The organism is Nitrobacter sp., assembly GCF_047149785.1.
Lineage (GTDB): Bacteria > Pseudomonadota > Alphaproteobacteria > Rhizobiales > Xanthobacteraceae > Nitrobacter.
In genome coordinates this window covers 2,450,630-2,470,000 of the sequence record NZ_BAAGBE010000001.1, presented here as the reverse complement: position 1 = coordinate 2,470,000, position 19,371 = coordinate 2,450,630, and the positions used below count along the sequence as shown (strand labels likewise).

20 protein-coding genes and 1 riboswitch (1 of these 21 running past the window's edge) are annotated in these 19,371 nt (G+C 64.0%); of the genes, 12 read left to right on the top strand and 8 right to left on the bottom strand.

What is annotated here, in order from left to right; all coding sequences use genetic code 11:
- Both ACMDCM_RS11440 and ACMDCM_RS11435 read left to right on the top strand, forming a co-directional pair.
- Window positions 1-401, top strand: the end of a protein-coding gene (locus ACMDCM_RS11440) for an FAD-dependent oxidoreductase (protein ID WP_412773675.1). 1,120 nt of this gene lie to the left of the window's left edge; 401 of the gene's 1,521 nt are visible here — the last part of the coding sequence; its start codon lies beyond the left edge, outside the window; its stop codon occupies window positions 399-401.
- A gap of 138 nt (window positions 402-539) precedes the next feature.
- Window positions 540-1,091, top strand: coding sequence for a methylated-DNA--[protein]-cysteine S-methyltransferase (locus ACMDCM_RS11435; protein ID WP_412773674.1), 552 nt, complete (start codon window positions 540-542; stop codon window positions 1,089-1,091).
- Window positions 1,092-1,137: 46 nt separating this feature from the next.
- On the opposite strand, the gene ACMDCM_RS11430 is transcribed toward ACMDCM_RS11435, so the two are convergent.
- Window positions 1,138-1,755, bottom strand: a complete 618-nt coding sequence (locus tag ACMDCM_RS11430; RefSeq protein WP_412773673.1) for a glutathione S-transferase family protein — start codon at window positions 1,753-1,755, stop codon at window positions 1,138-1,140.
- A gap of 235 nt (window positions 1,756-1,990) precedes the next feature.
- On the opposite strand from ACMDCM_RS11430, the gene ACMDCM_RS11425 reads away from it, so the two are divergent.
- The gene (locus tag ACMDCM_RS11425; RefSeq protein ID WP_412773672.1) at window positions 1,991-2,404 is read left to right on the top strand and encodes a DUF3775 domain-containing protein; all 414 of its coding nucleotides are present in this window, start codon (window positions 1,991-1,993) and stop codon (window positions 2,402-2,404) included.
- A gap of 171 nt (window positions 2,405-2,575) precedes the next feature.
- Complete coding sequence (locus ACMDCM_RS11420; protein WP_412773671.1) at window positions 2,576-5,110, top strand: TIGR02302 family protein; 2,535 nt, start codon at window positions 2,576-2,578, stop codon at window positions 5,108-5,110.
- Here ACMDCM_RS11420 and ACMDCM_RS11415 read toward each other — a convergent pair.
- Together ACMDCM_RS11415 and ACMDCM_RS11410 are read right to left on the bottom strand one after the other, a co-directional pair.
- A complete protein-coding gene (locus ACMDCM_RS11415; RefSeq protein WP_412773670.1) occupies window positions 5,104-5,499 on the bottom strand; it encodes a response regulator in 396 nt (131 codons plus the stop codon). The genes ACMDCM_RS11420 and ACMDCM_RS11415 overlap by 7 nt on opposite strands.
- A 3-nt stretch (window positions 5,500-5,502) precedes the next feature.
- Entirely contained in the window at window positions 5,503-6,354 is an 852-nt protein-coding gene (locus tag ACMDCM_RS11410) for an MJ0042-type zinc finger domain-containing protein (protein ID WP_412773669.1), read from the bottom strand.
- 213 nt (window positions 6,355-6,567) lie between these two features.
- Between ACMDCM_RS11410 and ftsE the strand changes: the two genes are divergently transcribed.
- The 4 genes from ftsE to ACMDCM_RS11390 all read left to right on the top strand — a co-directional run bounded on the left by ftsE (window position 6,568) and on the right by ACMDCM_RS11390 (window position 9,798).
- Window positions 6,568-7,227: a cell division ATP-binding protein FtsE gene (ftsE, locus tag ACMDCM_RS11405; RefSeq protein ID WP_412773668.1), complete on the top strand. Its 660-nt coding sequence runs from the start codon at window positions 6,568-6,570 to the stop codon at window positions 7,225-7,227.
- The gene (locus ACMDCM_RS11400; protein WP_412773667.1) at window positions 7,220-8,188 is read left to right on the top strand and encodes a cell division protein FtsX; all 969 of its coding nucleotides are present in this window, start codon (window positions 7,220-7,222) and stop codon (window positions 8,186-8,188) included. Before ftsE ends, ACMDCM_RS11400 begins: the two co-directional genes overlap by 8 nt.
- Before the next feature lie 92 nt (window positions 8,189-8,280).
- Complete coding sequence (locus tag ACMDCM_RS11395) at window positions 8,281-9,000, top strand: YdcF family protein (protein ID WP_412773666.1); 720 nt, start codon at window positions 8,281-8,283, stop codon at window positions 8,998-9,000.
- Between the two features lie 24 nt (window positions 9,001-9,024).
- Window positions 9,025-9,798 carry a lysophospholipid acyltransferase family protein gene (locus ACMDCM_RS11390; protein WP_412773665.1) on the top strand — a complete coding sequence of 258 codons (774 nt, stop codon included), beginning with the start codon at window positions 9,025-9,027 and terminating at the stop codon, window positions 9,796-9,798.
- A gap of 38 nt (window positions 9,799-9,836) precedes the next feature.
- Here ACMDCM_RS11390 and ACMDCM_RS11385 read toward each other — a convergent pair whose 3' ends face one another.
- Window positions 9,837-10,418, bottom strand: coding sequence for a gamma-glutamylcyclotransferase (locus ACMDCM_RS11385; protein WP_412773664.1), 582 nt, complete (start codon window positions 10,416-10,418; stop codon window positions 9,837-9,839).
- A gap of 246 nt (window positions 10,419-10,664) precedes the next feature.
- On the opposite strand from ACMDCM_RS11385, the gene ACMDCM_RS11380 reads away from it, so the two are divergent.
- Entirely contained in the window at window positions 10,665-11,864 is a 1,200-nt protein-coding gene (locus ACMDCM_RS11380) for a DUF2125 domain-containing protein (RefSeq protein WP_412773663.1), read from the top strand.
- 195 nt (window positions 11,865-12,059) lie between these two features.
- Here the strand turns inward: ACMDCM_RS11380 and ACMDCM_RS11375 are convergent, their stop codons facing one another.
- The 3 genes from ACMDCM_RS11375 to ACMDCM_RS11365 form a co-directional block, all read right to left on the bottom strand.
- Window positions 12,060-12,998, bottom strand: a complete 939-nt coding sequence (locus tag ACMDCM_RS11375; RefSeq protein ID WP_412773662.1) for a prephenate/arogenate dehydrogenase family protein — start codon at window positions 12,996-12,998, stop codon at window positions 12,060-12,062.
- Window positions 12,995-14,092 carry a histidinol-phosphate transaminase gene (hisC, locus tag ACMDCM_RS11370; protein WP_412773661.1) on the bottom strand — a complete coding sequence of 366 codons (1,098 nt, stop codon included), beginning with the start codon at window positions 14,090-14,092 and terminating at the stop codon, window positions 12,995-12,997. Before hisC ends, ACMDCM_RS11375 begins: the two co-directional genes overlap by 4 nt.
- Before the next feature lie 157 nt (window positions 14,093-14,249).
- On the bottom strand, window positions 14,250-15,095 hold the full coding sequence (locus ACMDCM_RS11365; protein WP_412773660.1) for a chorismate mutase: 846 nt from the start codon (window positions 15,093-15,095) through the stop codon (window positions 14,250-14,252).
- 218 nt (window positions 15,096-15,313) lie between these two features.
- Window positions 15,314-15,393, top strand: a riboswitch (SAM riboswitch).
- A gap of 89 nt (window positions 15,394-15,482) precedes the next feature.
- On the opposite strand from ACMDCM_RS11365, the gene metX reads away from it, so the two are divergent.
- The 3 genes from metX (at window position 15,483) to ACMDCM_RS11350 (ending at window position 18,297) form a co-directional block, all read left to right on the top strand.
- On the top strand, window positions 15,483-16,682 hold the full coding sequence (gene metX / locus ACMDCM_RS11360; RefSeq protein WP_412773659.1) for a homoserine O-acetyltransferase MetX: 1,200 nt from the start codon (window positions 15,483-15,485) through the stop codon (window positions 16,680-16,682).
- 1 nt (window position 16,683) lies between these two features.
- Entirely contained in the window at window positions 16,684-17,376 is a 693-nt protein-coding gene (gene metW / locus ACMDCM_RS11355; protein WP_412773658.1) for a methionine biosynthesis protein MetW, read from the top strand.
- A gap of 327 nt (window positions 17,377-17,703) precedes the next feature.
- The gene (locus ACMDCM_RS11350; RefSeq protein ID WP_412774732.1) at window positions 17,704-18,297 is read left to right on the top strand and encodes a TIGR02594 family protein; all 594 of its coding nucleotides are present in this window, start codon (window positions 17,704-17,706) and stop codon (window positions 18,295-18,297) included.
- Between the two features lie 70 nt (window positions 18,298-18,367).
- Here the strand turns inward: ACMDCM_RS11350 and ACMDCM_RS11345 are convergent, their stop codons facing one another.
- On the bottom strand, window positions 18,368-19,153 hold the full coding sequence (locus ACMDCM_RS11345; RefSeq protein WP_412773657.1) for an MOSC domain-containing protein: 786 nt from the start codon (window positions 19,151-19,153) through the stop codon (window positions 18,368-18,370).
- Between the last annotated feature and the right edge of the window lie 218 nt (window positions 19,154-19,371).

Below are 19,371 nucleotides of genomic sequence, written 5' to 3'. Positions count from 1 at the left end.
GCGGCGTGCTCGTCAACGAGTTTCTGGAAACCAGCGCGCCCGGCATCTATGCAGCCGGCGATATCGCACGCTGGCCGGACTCCCATTCCGGGGAAAACATCCGCGTCGAGCACTGGGTGGTGGCGCAGCGTCAGGGCCAGGTCGCCGCGCGCAACATGCTCGGACACCGCGAAAAGTTCGATGCGGTGCCGTTCTTCTGGAGTCAGCACTACGACGTGCCGATCAACTATGCCGGCCACGCGTTGAAGTGGGACGATATCGAGGTCGACGGCAGCGTCGCCGACAGGGATTGCCTGCTGCGCTACAGGCAGAATGGGCGCGTGCTTGCGGTGTCATCGATCTACCGCGACATCGACCACCTCAAGGCCGAAGTGGCGATGGAACGCGCCGTCAGGTCGTAAATTCGGCCCGCCCGAAACCGCTAGAGCCGAGGACCGTTCCGTCACGCTTGACAGGTATTCCGTCGGAATCCGGGTGGATCGCAGCGTTCTCCAAACCTAGATTTCCCGACGAGGGGAGTCTTGGAGACGGAGCGGCCCATGAGCGACGTGAAGGACTGCAAGTTCGCGCTGTTCGACACGGCGATCGGCACATGCGGCATTGTCTGGAGTGTAAACGGCATCAAAGCCGTGCAACTGCCGCTGCCGGACGAGAACAAGACCCGGGCGCGCATCCGCCAGCGCTGTGGCGAACTCGCGGAGGCGATCCCGCCAGCCGGCGTGCGGTCCGCGATCGACGGCATGATCGAATTGCTGGAGGGCAAGGCGAAGGATTTATCCGATGTCGTGCTTGACCTTGAAGATGTTCCCGCATTCCACCGCGACGTTTATGAGATCGCCCGCACCATCGCGCCGGGACGGACCATGACTTACGGCGACATCGCCCGGCGCCTCGGCGGCGTCGAACTGTCGCGCGATGTCGGTCAGGCGCTCGGCCACAATCCGTGTCCGATCGTGGTGCCGTGCCATCGCGTGCTCGCCGCCGGCGGCAAGCCCGGAGGTTTCTCGGCGAACGGCGGCGTCGCCACCAAGCTGAAGATGCTCGCCATCGAGGGCGCGGCCGTCAATTATACGCCGAGCCTGTTCGACTGAACCGTTCGGACGAAGCGGATGCCGGCCGGTCGGCATGTGAACCTTGTCACGCCGCGGGCGGCGCCGAAATCTTCACCGACGGGCGCTGCATCATCTTGTCGTGGAATGCGACGAGGTTCGGATAAGCCTTGCGCCAGCCGCTATCCGCAAAACGGAAGTCGGCATAGCCGAGCACGCAGGTGAGCGCGATCTGCGCGACATCCAGCGGTCGCGACAGCAGGTCGCTCTGCCTGTCGAAATGCGCCATGCCAGCCCAAACCCGCTGCCAGTGATCGTCGGCCCATGCCTGCCAGTAGCACTCCTTCGGGCGCGCCGCCTTCTCGTATCGGCACAGCACCATCGAATCGAGAATGCCTTGCGCCATCGAATGATCCGTCTTGATCCTCCAGCGCGCTGGACCCGACGCCGGAATCAGCTTTCTGCCGCCGGCGATCTCGTCGAGATATTCGACGATGACATAGGAATCGAGAATCACGCTGTCGTCGTCAAGAATCAGCACCGGCAGCTTCTTCAGCGGATTGACGTCGCGCGAATAGTCGTCGTTGGGCTTGCCGGGCGCAAGGGCAGCCGGCACCAGCTCGATGGTGTCGATCAGCCCAAGCTCGATGGCGGCGATGCGAACCTTGCGGGCGAATGGCGAGGTGGACGAGAAAATCAGCTTCATGAAATGCCTCAAGCGCCGATCGCGCCCTTCGACTTTGTGGTCTTGAACTATTCAAGAATAACGGGCGTGCATTCGACGACTGTTTGCCCCGTTTCGCAAGGATGGCCGAGGGGTCGCGGGGCCTCTCCGTAAATTTCCGTTGCCTGCAATTTGCCTGCAATTGCTTCACGTCACGGTGATTGGGATCAACCTCGCAGCTTTTGCGTTGGCGTTCTCGAACAAAGGAGTATCGCCAATGCCGGATCTTGCCATTTCGCCGGAAAAGGTCGGTTTTCTCATCGAGAAAGCGCGAGAGTTCGATGCCAAGGAGGGATCGACGGACCCGGATTCCGGCTCAAACGCCTCCGACGACAACATGATCGATGTGCTGACCGACAATGGAGACGACCCGGTGGTTCGCGAAATCACCGGGTTCATCAATTCGCTGTCCGAGGATGAGCAGATCGATCTGGTCGCGCTGATGCGGCTCGGCCGGGGCGATGGCGCGATCGATGAATGGACGGATTTGCGGCGCGAAGCCGCAGACGGACACAACTCCCGGACAGCCAGTTATCTGCTTGGCGAACCGCTTCTGAGCGATTTTCTCGCGGAAGGGCTTGACCAGTTCGGTCTGGAATGGGGCGACGAGCGCACTGTGCCGGCAGGGTGAGCCCGTCGCGGTCCGGCGGCGGATGCCTCATTGCCGCCGTCGTGGTAGGATGCTGTTTTATGGCGTTTCGAGCGAGGCGGGGACCGGTTCGCGTCAAGAAAACGCTCCAAGCAAGAAGCTGGAGTCCGGCTTCGATTCCGTCTGAATGGCTCCAGCAATCCGGAGAGTTGGTTGACCGGCGTGACCCCAGATCCCTCCAGTCAGGACCGCGGCGAGCCTGCGGCGGGGCTCGGCCTGGCGCGAGCCCTGCGGCGCGCAAGATGGGCGATTGCATGGGAAAGAGCCTGGCCGCACCTCGCGCGGCTGCTCTGCGTCGCCGGACTGTTCCTGGCGGCATCGTGGGCGGGGCTGTGGCTCGAACTGCCGGCGACGGGACGTGCCGTTGCCTTGGCCGCCTTTGTCCTGCTGGCGCTGGCGGCGGCGGTGCCGGCGCTCAGGTTCCGCTGGCCGACCCGCGAGGAAGGGCTGAGCCGGCTCGACCGCAGCGCCGGTCTGCGTCATCGTCCGGTGACTGCGCTCGCCGATACCGTCGCGACGCGGGACCCGGTCGCGCTGGCGTTGTGGCAGGCGCAGCGGGCGCGCACGCTGGCGTCGATCAAGCGCGTTCGTGCCGGGTTGCCGTCGCCGCGGCTGCCGCTCCATGACCGCTGGGCGCTGCGCGCGCTGGTGGTGGTGCTGATGGTCGCAACCTATGTTGCCGCCGGCGGCGAACGAACCGAGCGGGTGGTTGCCGCGTTCGATTGGGACGGCATGCTGACGCCGGCCAATGTCAGGGTCGATGCCTGGGTTGCGCCGCCGTCTTATACTGGCAAGCCCCCGATCATCCTGTCCGCGGCCAACAAGGATAATAGTGCGTCGTCGGACACCGAGTCGCTTTCGGTGCCGGCGGGCAGCACGCTGGTCGTTCGCTCGAGCGGAGGCAGTCTCAACGTGGCGATCGGCGGCGGATTGACTGAATCAACTCCGGCGGAAAAGCCTCCCGAAGGCACGAATGAACGGCATTTCACCATTGCCGGCGACGGCACCGCCCATGTGCGCGCGCCGTCGGATCAACCGCAATGGACGTTCAACGCGATTCCCGATCGCGCTCCGGCCATATCGCTCGCAAAGCATCCGGAACGCCGGGCGCGCGGATCGCTGCAGTTGTCCTATCGCCTGGAGGATGACTACGGCGTGACCGAAGCTCATGCGGTCTTTTCGGCTCGACCTGGGTCCGCGGTAAAGGACGGCATTGCTCCGCGCCCGTTGTTCGATCCGCCGAAATTCGCGCTGGCGTTGCCGAATGCGCGAACCCGCAACGGCATCGGCCAGACCGTCAAGGATCTGAGCGAGAGTCCCTATGCCGGCGCCGACGTGACTCTGACGCTGAGCGCGCGTGACGACGCCGGGAACGAGGGACACAGCGAGCCGCTCGACTTGCGCTTGCCGGAACGCGTGTTCACCAAGCCGCTTGCGCGCGCGCTGATCGAGCAGCGCCGCATCCTGGCGCTGGACGCCAATAAGAATGCTCAAGTCCATACCGCACTCGATGCTCTCATGATCGCGCCGGAGGTGTTCACCCCGAAGACCGGCGAGTACCTCGGTCTTTACACCGTGACCAAGGAACTTGGGGCCGCGCGGACGGACGCGCGGTTACGTGAGGTCGTCGCCAGCCTTTGGGCGCTCGCCGTGAGCATCGAGGACGGCAATATGACCGACGTCGACAAGGCGCTGCGCGCGGCGCAGGATGCGCTCAAGGAGGCGTTGCAGCGCGGCGCGAGCGACGACGAGATCAAGAAGCTCACCGAGAACCTGCGGGCGGCGCTGGACAAGTATCTGCAGCAGCTAGCCGAACAGATGCGCGACAATCCGCAGCAACTGGCGCGTCCGCTCGATCGCAACACCAGGATCATGCGCCCGCAAGACCTCGACAACATGATCGAGCGCATGGAACGTCTGTCGCGCTCGGGCGACAAGGAGGCGGCGACACAGTTGCTCGAGCAGTTGCAGCAGATGCTCGAGAATCTGCAGATGGCGCAGCCGGGCCAAGGCGATGACGGAAATCTGCAGCAATCGCTGAACGAACTTGGCGACATGATCCGCAAGCAGCAGCAGTTGCGCGACAGGACCTACAAGCAGGGCCAGGAGTCGCGCGACCGGATGCACGACAACAGCCAGAGCGACCACAACGCGATGGATGGCTTGCAGCAGGATCAGCAGGCGCTTCACGACAGGCTCAAGGCATTGCAGCAGGAACTCGCCAGGCGCGGAATGGGGCCGAGCCAGCAGGACCGGGAGGGGCAGGAGGCCGGTCAGGATGAAGGCGGAGACGGTCTCGGTCAGGCCGATTCCGCCATGGGCGACGCCGGCGGGCGGCTTGGCGAAGGCAATGCCGAGGGCGCCGTGGATGCGCAAGGCCGGGCGCTTGAGGCGCTCCGCAAAGGCGCCCGTCGTCTCGCCGAAGCCATGCGGCAAAGCGAGGGGGAGGGCGAGGACGGTCCGGGCAGTCAGGTCGGCCGTCGGGGAGACGGCGGCGATCAGACCGACCCGCTGGGGCGGCCGCTGCGCGGCCGAGAGTTCGGCAATGATTCGAGCGTCAAGATTCCCGGCGAAATCGACGTGCAGCGAGTCCGCCGCATTCTCGAGGAGTTGCGACGCCGCCTCGCCGATCCGTCGCGGCCGAAGATCGAGCTCGATTACATCGAGCGGCTGCTCAAGGGTTACTGATCTCCGTAAGCGGCGTGCGCCCCGCCCGCGGCAAGCGCGCCGGTGACGGCGGCACGGATATCGGCTACCGAGAACGGCTTGGTGACGACGTCGTGCACGATAGCGTTGAGCCCCGACGCGCGCTCGCGCTGGTCGGCGAAGCCCGTCATCAGCAGGATGACCAGATCGGGGAAATCACGCGCGGCCGCCAGCGCCAATGCGATTCCGTCCATGATCGGCATCTTGATGTCAGTAAGCAACAGATCGAAGGCGCGCGCATCTTCTGTCAAAATGTCCAGCGCTTCGGCGCCGTCAGCCGCCGTCACTGTGTCGTGGCCGTCCATGGCGATGGCGCGGGCCACCAGCGACCGCATCGAGTCTTCGTCGTCGGCGATCAGAACACGCGCCACGCGTTATGCTCCGCTTCCCGCGGCAAGGTCCTGCCGGTTGAAGAAACGAATATCGATGCTGCGGCCTTCCGGCGGGGGAGACGCCAGCCGTGAACGGAACCAGGCCTTTTCGCCGGGCTTGAGCGCGGCCTGTTCCAGCACCGCGTTCCAGGCATAGATTTCCGTGTCATGCGCGTCACGGACGCTGAAACGCAGACGCGGCAATTCGACCGGCTTGCGGGTCTGCGCCACGATCGTGCCTTCGATCACCAGCACCGGCTTGCCGTCGACGGTTTCGCTCGACATCTTGACGTCCTTGAATGCCAGCCCCCGCAAGTTCACCCCCAGCCCGGCCAGCCGGTAGAAGGTCGCGGTTTGCGGCAAAAGACGCACGATCTCGGCGCGCCAGATGACGAGGGCCAGCACCATGGCGGCCATCGCGACACAGAGGGCGTTCAGGTTCAGCGCCGGCATGTGCGACGCGAACGAGGTCTTGAGGCGCGCGCCGAGCCGCGAGGGAGCGGTCGAAAGCGAGCGCTCGTTATCGTGGGGCGTATTGTCCTGCCCTGCCGTCGACGTTCCGGCGCCGGCAAGTTCCTGTTGCGACCTCATGAGTTCGGGGGATTCCGGCAACGCGCTCGCGATCGACGGGCTGTCGACGGATGGGACGTCATCGGTCTGAGGCGGGTCGTTCCACTCCGCCGTCTCATCGGCTCCCGCCATCGAAGGGACGCGAACCTCGGTGATCACACTGTTCTCAGGCGTCGCACGCCATGTTTCCTTGCAGCGCGAGCACCGGACGGTCCGGCCAGCCTTGCCGAAACTCGCGGGATCGACTGCGTAGGATGTCGTACAATGGGGGCAGACAATGTGCATGGACGAATCGCTGCAAATGACGCTGTCGGGAGTCTATGCGCCGACCGTTAACGAATCGGAAACCATAACCGACGCACAACGGGGTCGATCGGCGGCAGCAGTTCCGGAGACCGCGGTCGTGCGCGGTGTCCGGCGGGGTGGCCGTCTGTACGGTCCCGCCTGGCGAAAGGACGCGCTGAAAATGTTGCGAACTTTGGCTCCGGGACGCCAGGCTTGATCCGGTTCGAAAATGTCGGTCTGCGCTACGGGCTCGGCCCGGAGGTTTTGCGCGACGTCAGCTTTCAGATTCCCGCTCACTCGTTCCAGTTCCTCACCGGCCCGTCCGGCGCCGGAAAAACCTCCCTGCTGCGGCTGTTGTTTTTGTCGCTGCGGCCGACGCGGGGATTGGTCAACCTGTTCGGCCACGATATCTCGCTGCTCGGCAAGGACGCGGTCGCCGATCTGCGCAAGCGTATCGGCATCGTGCTGCAGGACTTTCGCTTGCTCGATCACATGACCACCTACGAGAACGTCGCATTGCCGTTCCGGGTGATGGGGCGCGATGAGTCGACCTACCGGCGCGAAGTCATCGATCTCCTGAAATGGGTGGGTCTCGGCGAGCGGATGGATGCGCTGCCGCCGATCCTGTCCGGCGGCGAGAAGCAGCGCGCCGCGATCGCCCGGGCCGTGATCGCGCGTCCGCAGCTTTTGCTGGCGGACGAGCCGACCGGCAACGTCGATCCGACGCTCGGCCGGCGCCTGTTGCGGCTGTTCATCGAGCTGAATAAAACCGGCACGGCGGTCATTATTGCTACCCATGACATCACGCTGATGGACCAGTACGACGCGCGGCGGCTGGTGCTGCACCAGGGACGGCTGCACATCTATGAGTGACGCGGGCGACCATCATGGTGTTCTGGTCGATCTCGGGCGGGAACGCCCGCGGGTGCCGGTCGCGCGCAACGTATCGCCGATCGTGCCGCGCGCATCGATCGCAGGCCGTGCGCTGGTGGCGGTCGTCGCCATCATGACATTTCTGGCCTCGATCACGACCGGGGCGGTGCTGCTGGTCAGCGCCTCGGCCGCGGAATGGCAGTCGGAGGTCGCAAGCGAAATCACCATCCAGGTACGTCCGGTCGTCGGACGCGACATCGAGCGCGATGTCACGACAGTCGTCAACGCCGTGCGTGGACAGCCGGGGATTCTCGACGTCAGGCCGTACACCAGGGAGGAGTCCGCCAAGCTGCTGGAGCCATGGCTCGGCAGCGGTCTGTCGCTCGACGATCTGCCGGTGCCGCGGATGATCGTGGCGCAGGTGGCGCCCGGGACCAGGCTCGACCTCGAAGGGCTCCGCGGCAGGGTGACGCAGTTGGTGCCATCGGCCAGCGTGGACGACCATCGCGCCTGGATCGACCGCATGCGGTCGATGACCGGCGCGACGGTATTTGCCGGCATTGGCGTGCTTGCCCTCGTTATCGTTGCGACGATCATCTCGGTATCCTTCGCAACCCGGGGCGCGATGGCGGCCAATCGCCCGATCGTCGAAGTGCTGCATTTCGTCGGCGCGAGCGATCGCTATATCGCCAATCGTTTTCTGCGGCACTTCCTGCGGCTCGGGTTCGAGGGCGGAGCAATCGGCTGCGTCGCAGCCATGCTGATGTTCGGATTCTCGGAATCGATCGCCAAATGGTTTTCCGGAACGCCGGTCGGGGACCAGTTTGCGGCGCTGTTGGGCACATTTTCGCTGCGTCCCTCAGGCTATATCGTACTGGTGGTACAGACGGTCCTGATCGCGGCGATCACCGCCTGGGCCTCCCGCAGCACGTTGTTTGCGACGCTCGACGATATCGATTGAGATCACACGTTTGAGGCCACACGTTCCGGCGCAACCGGATTCCACTTCGCCCCAAAACGCACTAAAGTGGAGAAGACAGGAACGTCAAACCTATGAGTGAACAAGTCCACCGTGACAAGTCGGAAGCCTCGCGCCCGGCGTCGAAGCGGCGTCGCGTCAGGCTGCTCGCGGCCGCGGTCGCCGCCGCAGGGATCGCCTTTGCCGCAACGGCGGTGGGCTTCATCGGATTCCTGTCGCAACTGCGCGGCGTCGAGACCAAGCCCGCCAGCAATGCCGACGGCATCGTCGTGCTCACCGGCGGCTCGTCGCGGATTTCCGACGCGGTCGAGCTTCTGGCTCGCGGCTACGGCAAGCGGCTGCTGATCTCGGGTGTCCACCCGACCAACGGGATCAGCGATATTTCGCGCTCTCTGCCCGACAGCCAGCAGCTACTGACATGCTGCGTCGATCTCGATCGCTCGGCGGTCAACACCCGAAGCAACGCCAGCGAGACGCGGCGCTGGGTCAACGAACGCGGCTTCCGTTCCCTGATCGTGGTGACGTCGAACTACCATATGCCCCGCGCCCTCGTCGAATTGTCGTACGCGATGCCGGACGTCACCCTGATTCCGTTCGTGGTGGTCGGCGACAAATGGCGCGAGGAGCCGTGGTGGACGAGCGGCGCGACGGTGCGGCTCCTGCTGTCGGAGTACGCCAAATATCTCGTTGCGGAGGCACGGGTTCGCCTGGCCTATCTTGGCCTCGAGCTCTCGGCCGAGATCGGTGACCAGCCGACGGGATCGATCGAGCCGCGCCGGCCGGCGTCGGGCTAGCGGCGGCGAGAAATTGGATTCTTAATGATTTCGATCTTTCTGCGCTCGCTGGTCTTCAACGTTTTGTTCTATCTGTCGATGGCGGTCTGGATCATCGCCGCGCTGCCGACATTCGCGATGCCGCGCGCGGCGCTGGTCGGCACGGTGAAGGCCTGGGGGCGCTGGAACATCTGGCTTATGAGCGTCATCTGCGGCACGCGCGTGAAAATTCTCGGCGCCGGGAGGATTCCGAAAGGGCCTCTGATCATCGCCTCGAAGCATCAGTCGATGTGGGAGACCTTCGCGCTGTTCAGCCTCATCGACCAGCCGATCTTTATCCTCAAGCGCGAGTTGAAATGGATTCCGTTCTTCGGCTGGTACTTGATGAAGACGGGCATGATCGACATCGACCGCAAGGCCGGCATGCGCTCGCTCAAAATGCTGGCCAGGACAACCAAGGAACAGATGCATCTCGGGCGTCAGCTCGTTATTTTTCCGGAAGGCACGCGCCGTCCGGTCGGGGCGCCGCCGGCCTACAAAAGCGGCGTCGCCATGATCTATGCGGGGGCCGAGGTGCCGTGCGTGCCTGTCGCGCTCAATTCAGGCCTGTGCTGGCCGCGCCGCACGTTCTTGCGTTACCCGGGAACGATTACGGTCGAGTTCCTCGATCCGCTGCCGCCGGGATTGCGGCGCGACGAATTCATGTCGCGACTGACGGAGTCGATCGAGAGCGCGACGGGTCGCCTGGTCGAGACGGGGCGGCGCGAGCAGGCGAGGTTGTTCGGACATGTGCCGGGCGCGCCGGAGGCGGGGAATTAGAGCCTTTCCGCTTCTGATTCGATCAGAAGCGGAAGGTTCTAGCCGCGCTCCGGCGTATCGTCGCGCAGGAATTCGGCCAACAAATGAAGTTTCGGGTCACGAAACCCCTGTGCCTCGATCGATCTCACCGTGGACAGCACATAGTCGCGGTTATGGCCGGAGCGGCCGTGCCCCTGCCGGACGTAGCGGACCTGCTCGGCGATGGTCAGCCGTCCGGCATACTGGACATGACCGCGATCGACGACATAGGCCAAGGCCCCGACCCGCCGGCGGGCATCGTCGTTGAGCCAGACCGAGCGCATCACCTCGCGATAGACGTGGGTGGTCTGCTCGCGCCCGCGCAGGTAAGCGATCGTCGCCTCTCGTCGGCTGGCCGCAACGCGGAACGCGATCCCCCGACAGGCGCCTCCGCGGTCGAGGCCGAGAACCAGCCCCGGCCTCTCCGGCGTTCCGCGATGGTCGAACGAATAGACGCAAAGCGCCCGGTGTTCGCCGATCAGCCGCGCCGGAACCTGCTCGGCAAAATCGAATCCCGGCCGCCACATCAGCGAACCGTAAGCGAACACCCAGAGGTCGTCGGAATGGCCGGAACCCGGCTCGAATCGGCGTTGCGCGTTCATCACGCGCACATCTAAGGCCATTTCGGCTTTGATGGAATCAAGACCGGGCTCCAGCTTTTTGCCTGCCCCGGACTTGATCCGGGGTGGAAACCGGTTTTCGGATAAGATCAGGATCGGAAAGCCGCATTCTAACAGATCCGCGCGCTCGGGCGAAGCGGAATTGAAAGAGGCTGGTTTTGCTGGAACGGCGCGACTATGGTCCGAGGCGACCGCCGATTTGACAAAATTCACGGGTCTACACCCCGCATGACTGCCACCCCTGCCGCCCCTTCCACCAAGTACCGTCGTTGGCCCATTTTCGTCATGCCCGTGCTGATGGTCATCGCCGGCGCGGCGTGGAGCGCGTTCTGGTTCTATTCGGCCTCGCAGGTCGACCGGACCGTCGACGCCTGGCGCGCGCGCGAAGCCGCGTCCGGTCGCATCTATGATTGCGCCAAACGGACCGTTGCAGGGTTTCCGTTCCGCCTGGAGGTTCATTGCTTGGATGCGACCGTCGAGCTGAAGTCGCAGACCGCCGATCAGGCCGCTGCCCAGACGCCGCCCGTGACCGCGCGCCTCGGGGACATTTTTGTGATCTCGCAGATCTACACTCCGAAACTGCTGATCGCGGAGTTCAAGTCTCCGGCGACGCTATCCCAGAACGGGCAGCCGGTGATGGTGGTCAACTGGAAGACCGCCCGCAGCAGCATCGTTGGATTGCCCGGTACTCCACAGAGCGCGGACATCGTATTCGACGATCCGGTGATCGACCGCGTCGAGGCTTCTGTGCAGACCCCGGTTGCCCGCGCCAGCCATGTGGAGCTTCATGGCCGCATCGCGGAGAATTCCAGGCCGGATCACCCGATGATCGAGACCGTCATCGAGTTGACCGGCGCAACGCTTCGGGACGTGCATCCGGTGCTGGCCAAGCCGTTCGATGCGGAGGTCCACGCGATGGTGCGCGGACTGAAGGATTACGCGCCAAAACCCTGGCCGGTGCGGTTTCGCGAATTGCAGGCGGCGGGCGGCAGCATCGAGATCATGCAGTCGCGCATCCAGCAAGGCGATCTGATTGCGATTGCCGCCGGCTCGCTTGGCCTTACTGCCGACGGGCACCTTGACGGCGAGTTGCACATGACGGCGACCGGATTCGAGAAGCTGATTCCCGCGCTGGGAATCGAGCAGATGCTGGAGCAGGGGGTGCCGCAGGGCACTCTCGACAAGGTTGCGCCGGGCGTGAAGACGCAGGACATCGACAATCTGTTCGGCGCGCTGGACCGGGCGATTCCGGGACTCGGCAAGGCCGTGCGTGAGAACGCCAATGCCGGCGTCGCCGCCGGTCTCGCCGCGATCGGCCAGGAGGCGACGCTGGAGGGGAAGAAGGCGCGCTCTTTCCCGTTGCGGTTCGTCAATGGCGCAGTCTTCGTCGGACCGCTGAAAGTCGCCCAGACGCCGCCGCTGTTCTAGAGCCTTTCCGCTTCTGACGGAATCAGAAGCGGGTTCTATGTTTTTGTTTTGACGCGTTTTCTTTACGCGAACCGGTAGCCACTTCGCTCGAAAACGCTCTAATATTTGCCCCGACCGTCATACGCGGGATTGACCCGCGTATCCATCAACCTTCGTAGGCAGATGGATTGCCGGATCAAGTCCGGCAATGACTTCTTAAGGCTTCTTTGCCGCGCTCGTCTGCAGCCGCCCGAAGTCGGGGGCCGCGGAATCCTGGCCGATCTCGACGATGCCACGGCGGATCGCGCGGGTACGGGTGAAATGCTCGAACAGCGCCTCTCCGTCGCCGCGACGCATGGCGCGCGTCAGCTTGGCGAGGTCCTCGTTGAAGGTGCCGAGCATTTCCAGCACCGCGTCCTTGTTGGACAGGAAAACGTCGCGCCACATGGTGGGATCGGAAGCCGCGATGCGCGTGAAATCGCGAAAGCCGCCGGCGGAGAATTTCATCACTTCCGAGGACGTGACCTCGCCGAGTTCGTCCGCGGTGCCGACGATGGTGTAGGCGATCAGGTGCGGCAGATGGCTGGTGATCGCCAGCACCAGGTCGTGATGCTCGGGCGTCATGGTCTCGACCCTGGCGCCGATCGCGGTCCAGAACGCGCGCAGTCTGTCGACCGCGGCGGCATCCGTCCCCTCAGGCGGCGTCAGGATGCACCAGCGGTTGACGAACAGTTCGGCGAAACCGGAATCCGGACCCGAATGCTCGGTTCCGGCGACCGGATGCGCGGGCACGAAATGAACGCCCGCTGGCAGATGCGGAGCCATGTCGCGCACAATCGCGCCTTTCACCGATCCGACGTCGGAGACGATCGTGCCCGGTTTGAGGTGGGATGCGATCTCCTGCGCCACCGCTCCGCACGCCCCGACGGGGATGCAGAGGATCACGAGGTCGGCGCCATCGGCGGCTTCGGCGTTGGTCTCCGCCACGCGATCGGCGATGCCAAGCTCCATCACCCGCGCACGCGTCTTCGCGGAGCGTGCTGTGACGACGATTTCTCCGGCGAGGCCTCGCGCACGCGCGGCGCGCGCGATCGAGCCGCCGATCAGTCCGAATCCGATCAGCGCGATCCGCTGGAACAAAGGCGCTGCCGTCATGTCGGCGCCATGAAGTCGCGTAAGCCCTCCGCCACCAGGCGGTTGGCTTCCTCGGTGCCGATGGTCAAGCGCAAGGCATGCGGCAGGCCGTAATTGTCGAGCGCGCGCAGCACCAGGCCGCCTCTGGTCAGAAACGCGTCGGCTTCGGATGCGGTCTTGCCCCTGGTTTCGGGGAAGTGGATCAGGATGAAGTTCGTCACGCTCGGCGTCACTGTGAGGCCGAGTTTTGTCACTTCATCCGTCAGCCAGTTGCGCCACTTCTCCGTATGCGCCTTCGACATCTGGACGTGCGCGATGTCCTCGATCGCCGCCGCGGCCGCAAGCATCGCAGGGGTCGAGACATTGAAGGGACCGCGAATCCGGTTCACCGCGTCCACGATATGCGCGGGGCCGAACATCCAGCCGATGCGTAGCGCGGCCAGGCCGTGGATCTTGGAAAAGGTGTGCGTCAGCACGGTGTTCTCGGTGGTCGCCACCAGCTCGATGCCGAGTTCGTAGTCGTTGCGCGACACGTAATCGGAATAGGCGGCGTCGAGCACGAGCAGCACATGCGACGGCAGGCCCGCGCGCAGCCGCCTGATCTCGTCGAATGGCAGATAGGTGCCGGTCGGGTTGTTCGGGTTGGCGAGCCAGACCATTTTCGTCTTCGGCGTCACCCGCTTGAGGATCGCGTCGACGTCGGCGGTGTAGTCGATCTCCGGCGCGACGACGTTGGTCGCGCCATTCGCCATGGTCGCGATCGGGTAGACAAGAAAGGCGTGCGTCGTCGAAATCGCCTCGTCGCCATGGCTGAGAAAGGTGTGCGCGAGCAGATTCAGGATTTCATCGGATCCTGCACCGCAGACGATGCGATCCGGGTCGAGTCCGTAGGCGCGCGCGATGGCTTCGCGCAGCACGCGCGAGGTGCCTTCCGGGTAGTCCTCGAGATGCGCCACGGCGTTGCGGTAAGCATCCATCGCCTTCGGCGACGGACCGAACGGCGTTTCGTTGGCCGACAGTTTGAATACCTTGCGGCCCGCCTCCGGCACCGGCCGCTTGCCGGGCACGTAGGGCGCAATATCGAGAATGCCGCGATTGGGCACCGGTCGGGACATCATGAACTCCGGACTACAGCCGTTTCGCTTCCGACGGACTTGGAAGCTGGCTCCAAGACTTTGATTTTACACGTTTTCTTCGTGCGAACCGGTAACCATCCTCGGGTCAGGCCCGAGGACATGCTTCGCTCGAAAACGCCATAGCGGGACGTTGCGGTCAAGCGGCCCCGCTGGAAGGCATCGTATAGCGTGTTGCGTGGCTGCCGACGAGAGCCGTCGAACGGACCGACGCGCCTGCTTCGATCAGCGCCGACTTGATCGTGTCGAGGCGAGTGCCTCCCGTTACGGATACCAGCAGGGCAGCGCCGTCAAAGGCGGTATCGGGCACGGCCACGATCTCGGCAAGCGGCGACAGCGTCCGGGCGGTATCGGCATTCCAGCCGGACACCCGCACGCTCCAGGTCTCCACTTCGGTGACCCGCGCATCGTCGGCGACGCGCGAGATCACGAACACCGGCAGCGCGGCCGGATGGTCGGCGCGCTCGATGAAGGGCAGGCGGGCGATGATTTTCGGCGCGCCGTCGGCTTCAAGCGCGAGCCACCATGGTATGCGGCTCGAGGTCGCCGAGACCAGGGCAAGGTCGCCTTTCGAGGTCGCCACGGCTTCCACGGCCGCCTGCGCATTGAAGTGCGGCACGAAGGGGACCGTGAAGCCGAAGTGGAAGCGCGCGGAATCCCGCATCGCGGATTCTCCGAGCGACAAATCGGCATGCAGCGAGAACGGCGCCTGCACATAGGTGAAGGTCGAGATGATGACGCGCCAGATGCTCTCCACGGTGTCGAGCGGCAGGATGCCGCGATGGCGCTGCGCCAGGCGGCGCATCATGTCGGCTTCGCGCGCCGGACGGAAGGCGGAGCCGGTCTCCTGGGTCTGCTTCACCGAGATCAGGCGATCGATGATGTCTCCGCGGCGCATCAGCAGGGCGTGAACCTGCTCGTCGATGGCGTCGATCTCTTTGCGCAACTCCTGCAGGGAGGGTGGCGCCGGGGATGCTCTGGCCATGAATGCAACTCGTCGGCGGCGCGAAACGGGGTGATCGATGATCCGGTTAACATTCGCGTGGTGTTGCAGCGAATGTTATTTCATTCCGCTCGCCGTCGCATTGATAGGAAAGACGGCGCATGAAAGCAAAGAAAACATTGCTTCCGCCCCTGTGGCGGTTGCGGCGGGTCGCGCCCGCATGACTTGCCTTGACGGGAAGCGCACGCGGGATTAAATTCCGGTTATTCCGTGGTCATTTGAGCCGGCCGGCTTGCAGCCACGTTAAACAACTCGCTAAACAGGCCGGGGACAGCAAAATCCTGATCCCGGCCGAACCCAGTTCAGGCCGGGTTTTTATGGCCTGCGGTCCGGCGGTTTCACCAAGCCCCGGAGGAGGTCATCGGCAGGATGGTCAACGTGCAATCGATTCCGGTCCCGGCTCACGCCGAGGATCGAGCCCTTGAGGCGGACCATCCCACCTCGAAGGTCGCGATGTTCGCCGCCAATCAGCCGCTGCAACTCGATTGCGGAATCGATCTCGCGCCGTTCCAGATCGCCTACCAGACCTACGGCGAACTCAACGCCGGCAAATCCAACGCCGTCCTGGTCTGCCATGCGCTGACCGGCGATCAGCACGTCGCCAATGTTCATCCGGTCACCGGCAAACCCGGCTGGTGGACCACGCTGGTGGGGCCGGGCAAGCCGCTCGATACCGACAGGTATTTCATCATCTGCTCGAACGTGATCGGCGGCTGCATGGGGTCGACCGGTCCCGCCTCGACCAATCCCGTCACCGGGAAGGTATGGGGGCTGGACTTCCCGGTCATCACCATCCCCGACATGGTGCGCGCCCAGGCGATGCTGATCGACCGGCTCGGCATCGATACGCTGTTTGCCGTGGTCGGCGGCTCCATGGGCGGCATGCAGGTGCTGCAATGGTGCGCGGCCTATCCGCAGCGCGTGTTCTCGGCGTTGCCGATTGCGTGCAGCACGCGCCACTCCGCGCAGAACATCGCGTTTCACGAGTTGGGGCGGCAGGCGGTCATGGCCGATCCGGATTGGCGCGACGGCCGCTATGTCGAGCAGGGCACCCATCCGCACCGGGGGCTCGGCGTGGCGCGGATGGCCGCGCACATTACTTATCTGTCGGACGCGGCGCTGCATCGCAAGTTCGGACGGCGGATGCAGGACCGCGAACTGCCGACATTCTCCTTCGACGCGGATTTTCAGGTGGAGAGCTATCTGCGCCACCAGGGGTCGTCCTTCGTCGAACGCTTCGACGCCAACAGTTATCTCTACCTGACGCGGGCGATGGATTATTTCGACATCGCCGCCGACCATGACGGCGTGCTGGCGGCCGCGTTTCGCGGCACCCGGAGCCGGTTCTGCGTGGTGTCGTTTACGAGCGACTGGCTGTTCCCGACCTCGGAATCGCGCGCCACCGTCCATGCACTCAATGCCGGCGGGGCACGGGTCTCGTTCGCGGAGATCGAGACCGATCGCGGCCATGACGCCTTCCTGCTCGACGTTCCCGAATTTTTCGACATCGCTCGCGCGTTCCTGGAATCGGCGGGCGACAGCCGTGGGCTGGCGGCGTCAGGTGAGTGAGATGAGCGCACCGCACCCCCCCCTGCCGCTGGTTGACAACGCGCCGTCCCGAAAGCGCTATCGCCAGAAAGGCCGTTATCGCGGCGACCATCTCCTGCTGGCCGAGATGATCGAGCCCAACTCGAAGGTTCTGGACGTCGGCTGCGGCGACGGCGACCTCCTGCAACTGCTCGAGACGCGCGGCGTCGATGGCCGCGGCATCGAACTGTCGCGCGAGGGCGTCAATCACTGCGTCGCTAAGGGACTAGCTGTGGTGCAGGGCGACGCCGATACCGATCTCGTCAACTACCCCGACGACGCCTTCGACTACGTCATCCTCTCGCAGACCCTGCAAGCCACGCGGCAGCCGAAGGCCGTGCTGGAAAACCTGCTGCGGATCGGCCGCCGCGCCATCGTGTCGTTCCCGAATTTCGGCTACTGGAAAATGCGTGTGCAGCTACTGGTCGGGGGCCACATGCCGCGCACGGATAACCTGCCAGCGACCTGGTACGACACGCCGAACATCCATTTCTGCACCATCAAGGATTTCGTCCAGCTTTGCGACGAGATCAACGTCAGGATGGAGCGTGCGGTCGCGCTCGATCTTTACGGCCGGCCGCTGCGGTTCAACGCGCCGTGGTGGTTCTGGAATATGTTTGGGGAGCAGGGCGTGTTCCTGCTCAGCCGGGCAGAGGATCGGATAGGCGTCGGCTAGCGCGGGTGAGGGTATTTTTAGCTCGCCGGGCAGACCCGGGAGGTCTGATTCGGCGACAATCCGGAGTGCGATGCATTCTCGTCAATCCCTGTTGCAGATTGTCCACAGTCATAATTTATAATTATAAAACATATACTTATATTGATTATTCGATCTGCTTAACCGGATGCATTGCTGCCATGCATAAAACGCAATGCAGGTATGACTTCCAAAACCTTAACCCCCGTGGTTTCAAGACGCCGCGTTTTCCCCGCAGATCATAATCGCGGATTCACCGTGAAGCGTGTGGGGGAAGTGGGAGGTGTCACAGGGGAGCAAGTACCAAGTATGTTCCAGTTAGTTGCGTTGCGCCAGCTGCCGCGTATTTTGGCACTGACGGTATGTTCCTTGGCGGTCGTTGCGTTCGCAGCGCCAGCCTCGGCAAGGCCTCACCATCGTGCGGGACATCACGCACACATTCATCACCATAAACATCATCATCACGTTCGGCATCATCGGTATCGCCGTCATCATCACGGGGACCTTCACGCGTCGCGCGGGGACGAGGATGAAACCGGGTTTTCGGGCGTTGGCTTTGTATCGAATATCGTCGCCGAAGCGCGTCGCTACATCGGCGGCAATCCAACCGGCCGTCGCCGGCTCTGGTGCGCGCGCTTCATGAACATGGTTCTGAAGCGTTCCGGGCATCGGGGAACGGGCTCCGACATGGCGAGTTCATTCGCGCATTACGGCCGGCGGGTCTCCGGCCCGCGGGTCGGCGCCATCGCTGTCATGAGCCGCCGCGGCGGCGGTCACGTCGGCGTCGTCAGCGGCATCGACCGGCGCGGCAATCCCATTATCGTGTCGGGCAATCACGGCCATCGCGTCGCGGAATCGGTCTATCCGCGCGGCCGCATCTATGCCTACGTCGTGCCGAACTGAAGCAAATCGGCACGGACAATGTCCGTGCCGCCTTCTCCTGAGGCGAGAGGGAAGAAACATCGTTCGCCGCTCACGCGAGCTGCTTCCGAAGCGTTTCGACCTTGTCGCCGATTTTGATCGTTCCGCCGGCAATAACTTCCGCATAGACCCCGCAATCGCGATGTCCCAACGCTCGCGTGAGCGTGTTCGGAATGTCGAGATCACGAACGGCTGTCTCCGGGTCGACGTTGGTGGCGGTGCATCGGACGATGCGCTTGACCACCTTGAGCCGGATGTCGCCGATCGCAAGCGTATGCTCGAGCAGGTCGAGTTCACGCCAGGCAGGCCAGCCGCGGACGTAAAGATTGGCGCGGAAACGCAGCGGGTGAACCGCTTGCCCGACCATGTCCTCGATGGCCGCGACGCTGCCGAGGTTGATGATCGAGACCACCTTCCTGGCGACATCGGAAAAGCTGTGTCCGTTGCCGACGAGAATCCGCGGCGGTCCCTTGAGTTCCTGCGTGAAGTTGGCGGCGAAGAACCGTTCGACCGTGGCGCGGCCCGCCTCGGTGCCGAGGTCGGCGCGCACCACGTCCTCGCCGTTGGTGCGGATGGTCAGGATGCGGCTGGCGTCGTCGTAGCGGCTGTGGAGCGCGGCGAGCCGCTCGTCGCGCATCAGCATCAGAAAACGCGACTTGGGAAAATACCGGGGCGCGGCCGGGTCGAAACCGGTGGGGCCGTTTTCGATGGCGTAGCTGCGGTCGCCCGGAACCGTTTGGCCGGCGCTCAATGTTGCATGCGGCAGGGCTTCGGCGGTCAGTCCCTTGACGGGATAACGGTAAAGGGCCGCGACGGCCGCATCCGGGATAGCAGGCATGGGGTTCTTTAAGGGATTCGGACCGACCGTGCCATCGACTTCGAAAATCCGGGTCGGCGCTCTTCATTTCCTGGGAGCGTATTCCTACATTTGCCACAAGCCGGATCGACGATCCGGCGTGCCGACCGTTGCCGGTTGAGGAACGTCAATGCGGCCAGCGGAATTCACTACCCAATGAAGATGTCGCTCCTGTGCCTTCGGGGCAGGGACGGCAGGCT

What these genes read in the sequence shown, in the direction of transcription:
- ACMDCM_RS11350 (WP_412774732.1), top strand. Translation starts at nt 17,704, where the DNA reads ATGTTCCAGTTAGTTGCGTTGCGCCAGCTGCCGCGTATTTTGGCACTG.
- ACMDCM_RS11345 (WP_412773657.1), bottom strand. Translation starts at nt 19,153, where the DNA reads ATGCCTGCTATCCCGGATGCGGCCGTCGCGGCCCTTTACCGTTATCCC.
- ACMDCM_RS11375 (WP_412773662.1), bottom strand. Translation starts at nt 12,998, where the DNA reads ATGACGGCAGCGCCTTTGTTCCAGCGGATCGCGCTGATCGGATTCGGA.
- ACMDCM_RS11390 (WP_412773665.1), top strand. Translation starts at nt 9,025, where the DNA reads ATGATTTCGATCTTTCTGCGCTCGCTGGTCTTCAACGTTTTGTTCTAT.
- ACMDCM_RS11410 (WP_412773669.1), bottom strand. Translation starts at nt 6,354, where the DNA reads ATGCACATTGTCTGCCCCCATTGTACGACATCCTACGCAGTCGATCCC.
- metW (WP_412773658.1), top strand. Translation starts at nt 16,684, where the DNA reads ATGAGCGCACCGCACCCCCCCCTGCCGCTGGTTGACAACGCGCCGTCC.
- ACMDCM_RS11385 (WP_412773664.1), bottom strand. Translation starts at nt 10,418, where the DNA reads ATGAACGCGCAACGCCGATTCGAGCCGGGTTCCGGCCATTCCGACGAC.
- ACMDCM_RS11365 (WP_412773660.1), bottom strand. Translation starts at nt 15,095, where the DNA reads ATGGCCAGAGCATCCCCGGCGCCACCCTCCCTGCAGGAGTTGCGCAAA.
- hisC (WP_412773661.1), bottom strand. Translation starts at nt 14,092, where the DNA reads ATGTCCCGACCGGTGCCCAATCGCGGCATTCTCGATATTGCGCCCTAC.
- metX (WP_412773659.1), top strand. Translation starts at nt 15,483, where the DNA reads ATGGTCAACGTGCAATCGATTCCGGTCCCGGCTCACGCCGAGGATCGA.
- ACMDCM_RS11435 (WP_412773674.1), top strand. Translation starts at nt 540, where the DNA reads ATGAGCGACGTGAAGGACTGCAAGTTCGCGCTGTTCGACACGGCGATC.
- ACMDCM_RS11380 (WP_412773663.1), top strand. Translation starts at nt 10,665, where the DNA reads ATGACTGCCACCCCTGCCGCCCCTTCCACCAAGTACCGTCGTTGGCCC.
- ACMDCM_RS11425 (WP_412773672.1), top strand. Translation starts at nt 1,991, where the DNA reads ATGCCGGATCTTGCCATTTCGCCGGAAAAGGTCGGTTTTCTCATCGAG.
- ACMDCM_RS11400 (WP_412773667.1), top strand. Translation starts at nt 7,220, where the DNA reads ATGAGTGACGCGGGCGACCATCATGGTGTTCTGGTCGATCTCGGGCGG.
- ACMDCM_RS11395 (WP_412773666.1), top strand. Translation starts at nt 8,281, where the DNA reads ATGAGTGAACAAGTCCACCGTGACAAGTCGGAAGCCTCGCGCCCGGCG.
- ACMDCM_RS11430 (WP_412773673.1), bottom strand. Translation starts at nt 1,755, where the DNA reads ATGAAGCTGATTTTCTCGTCCACCTCGCCATTCGCCCGCAAGGTTCGC.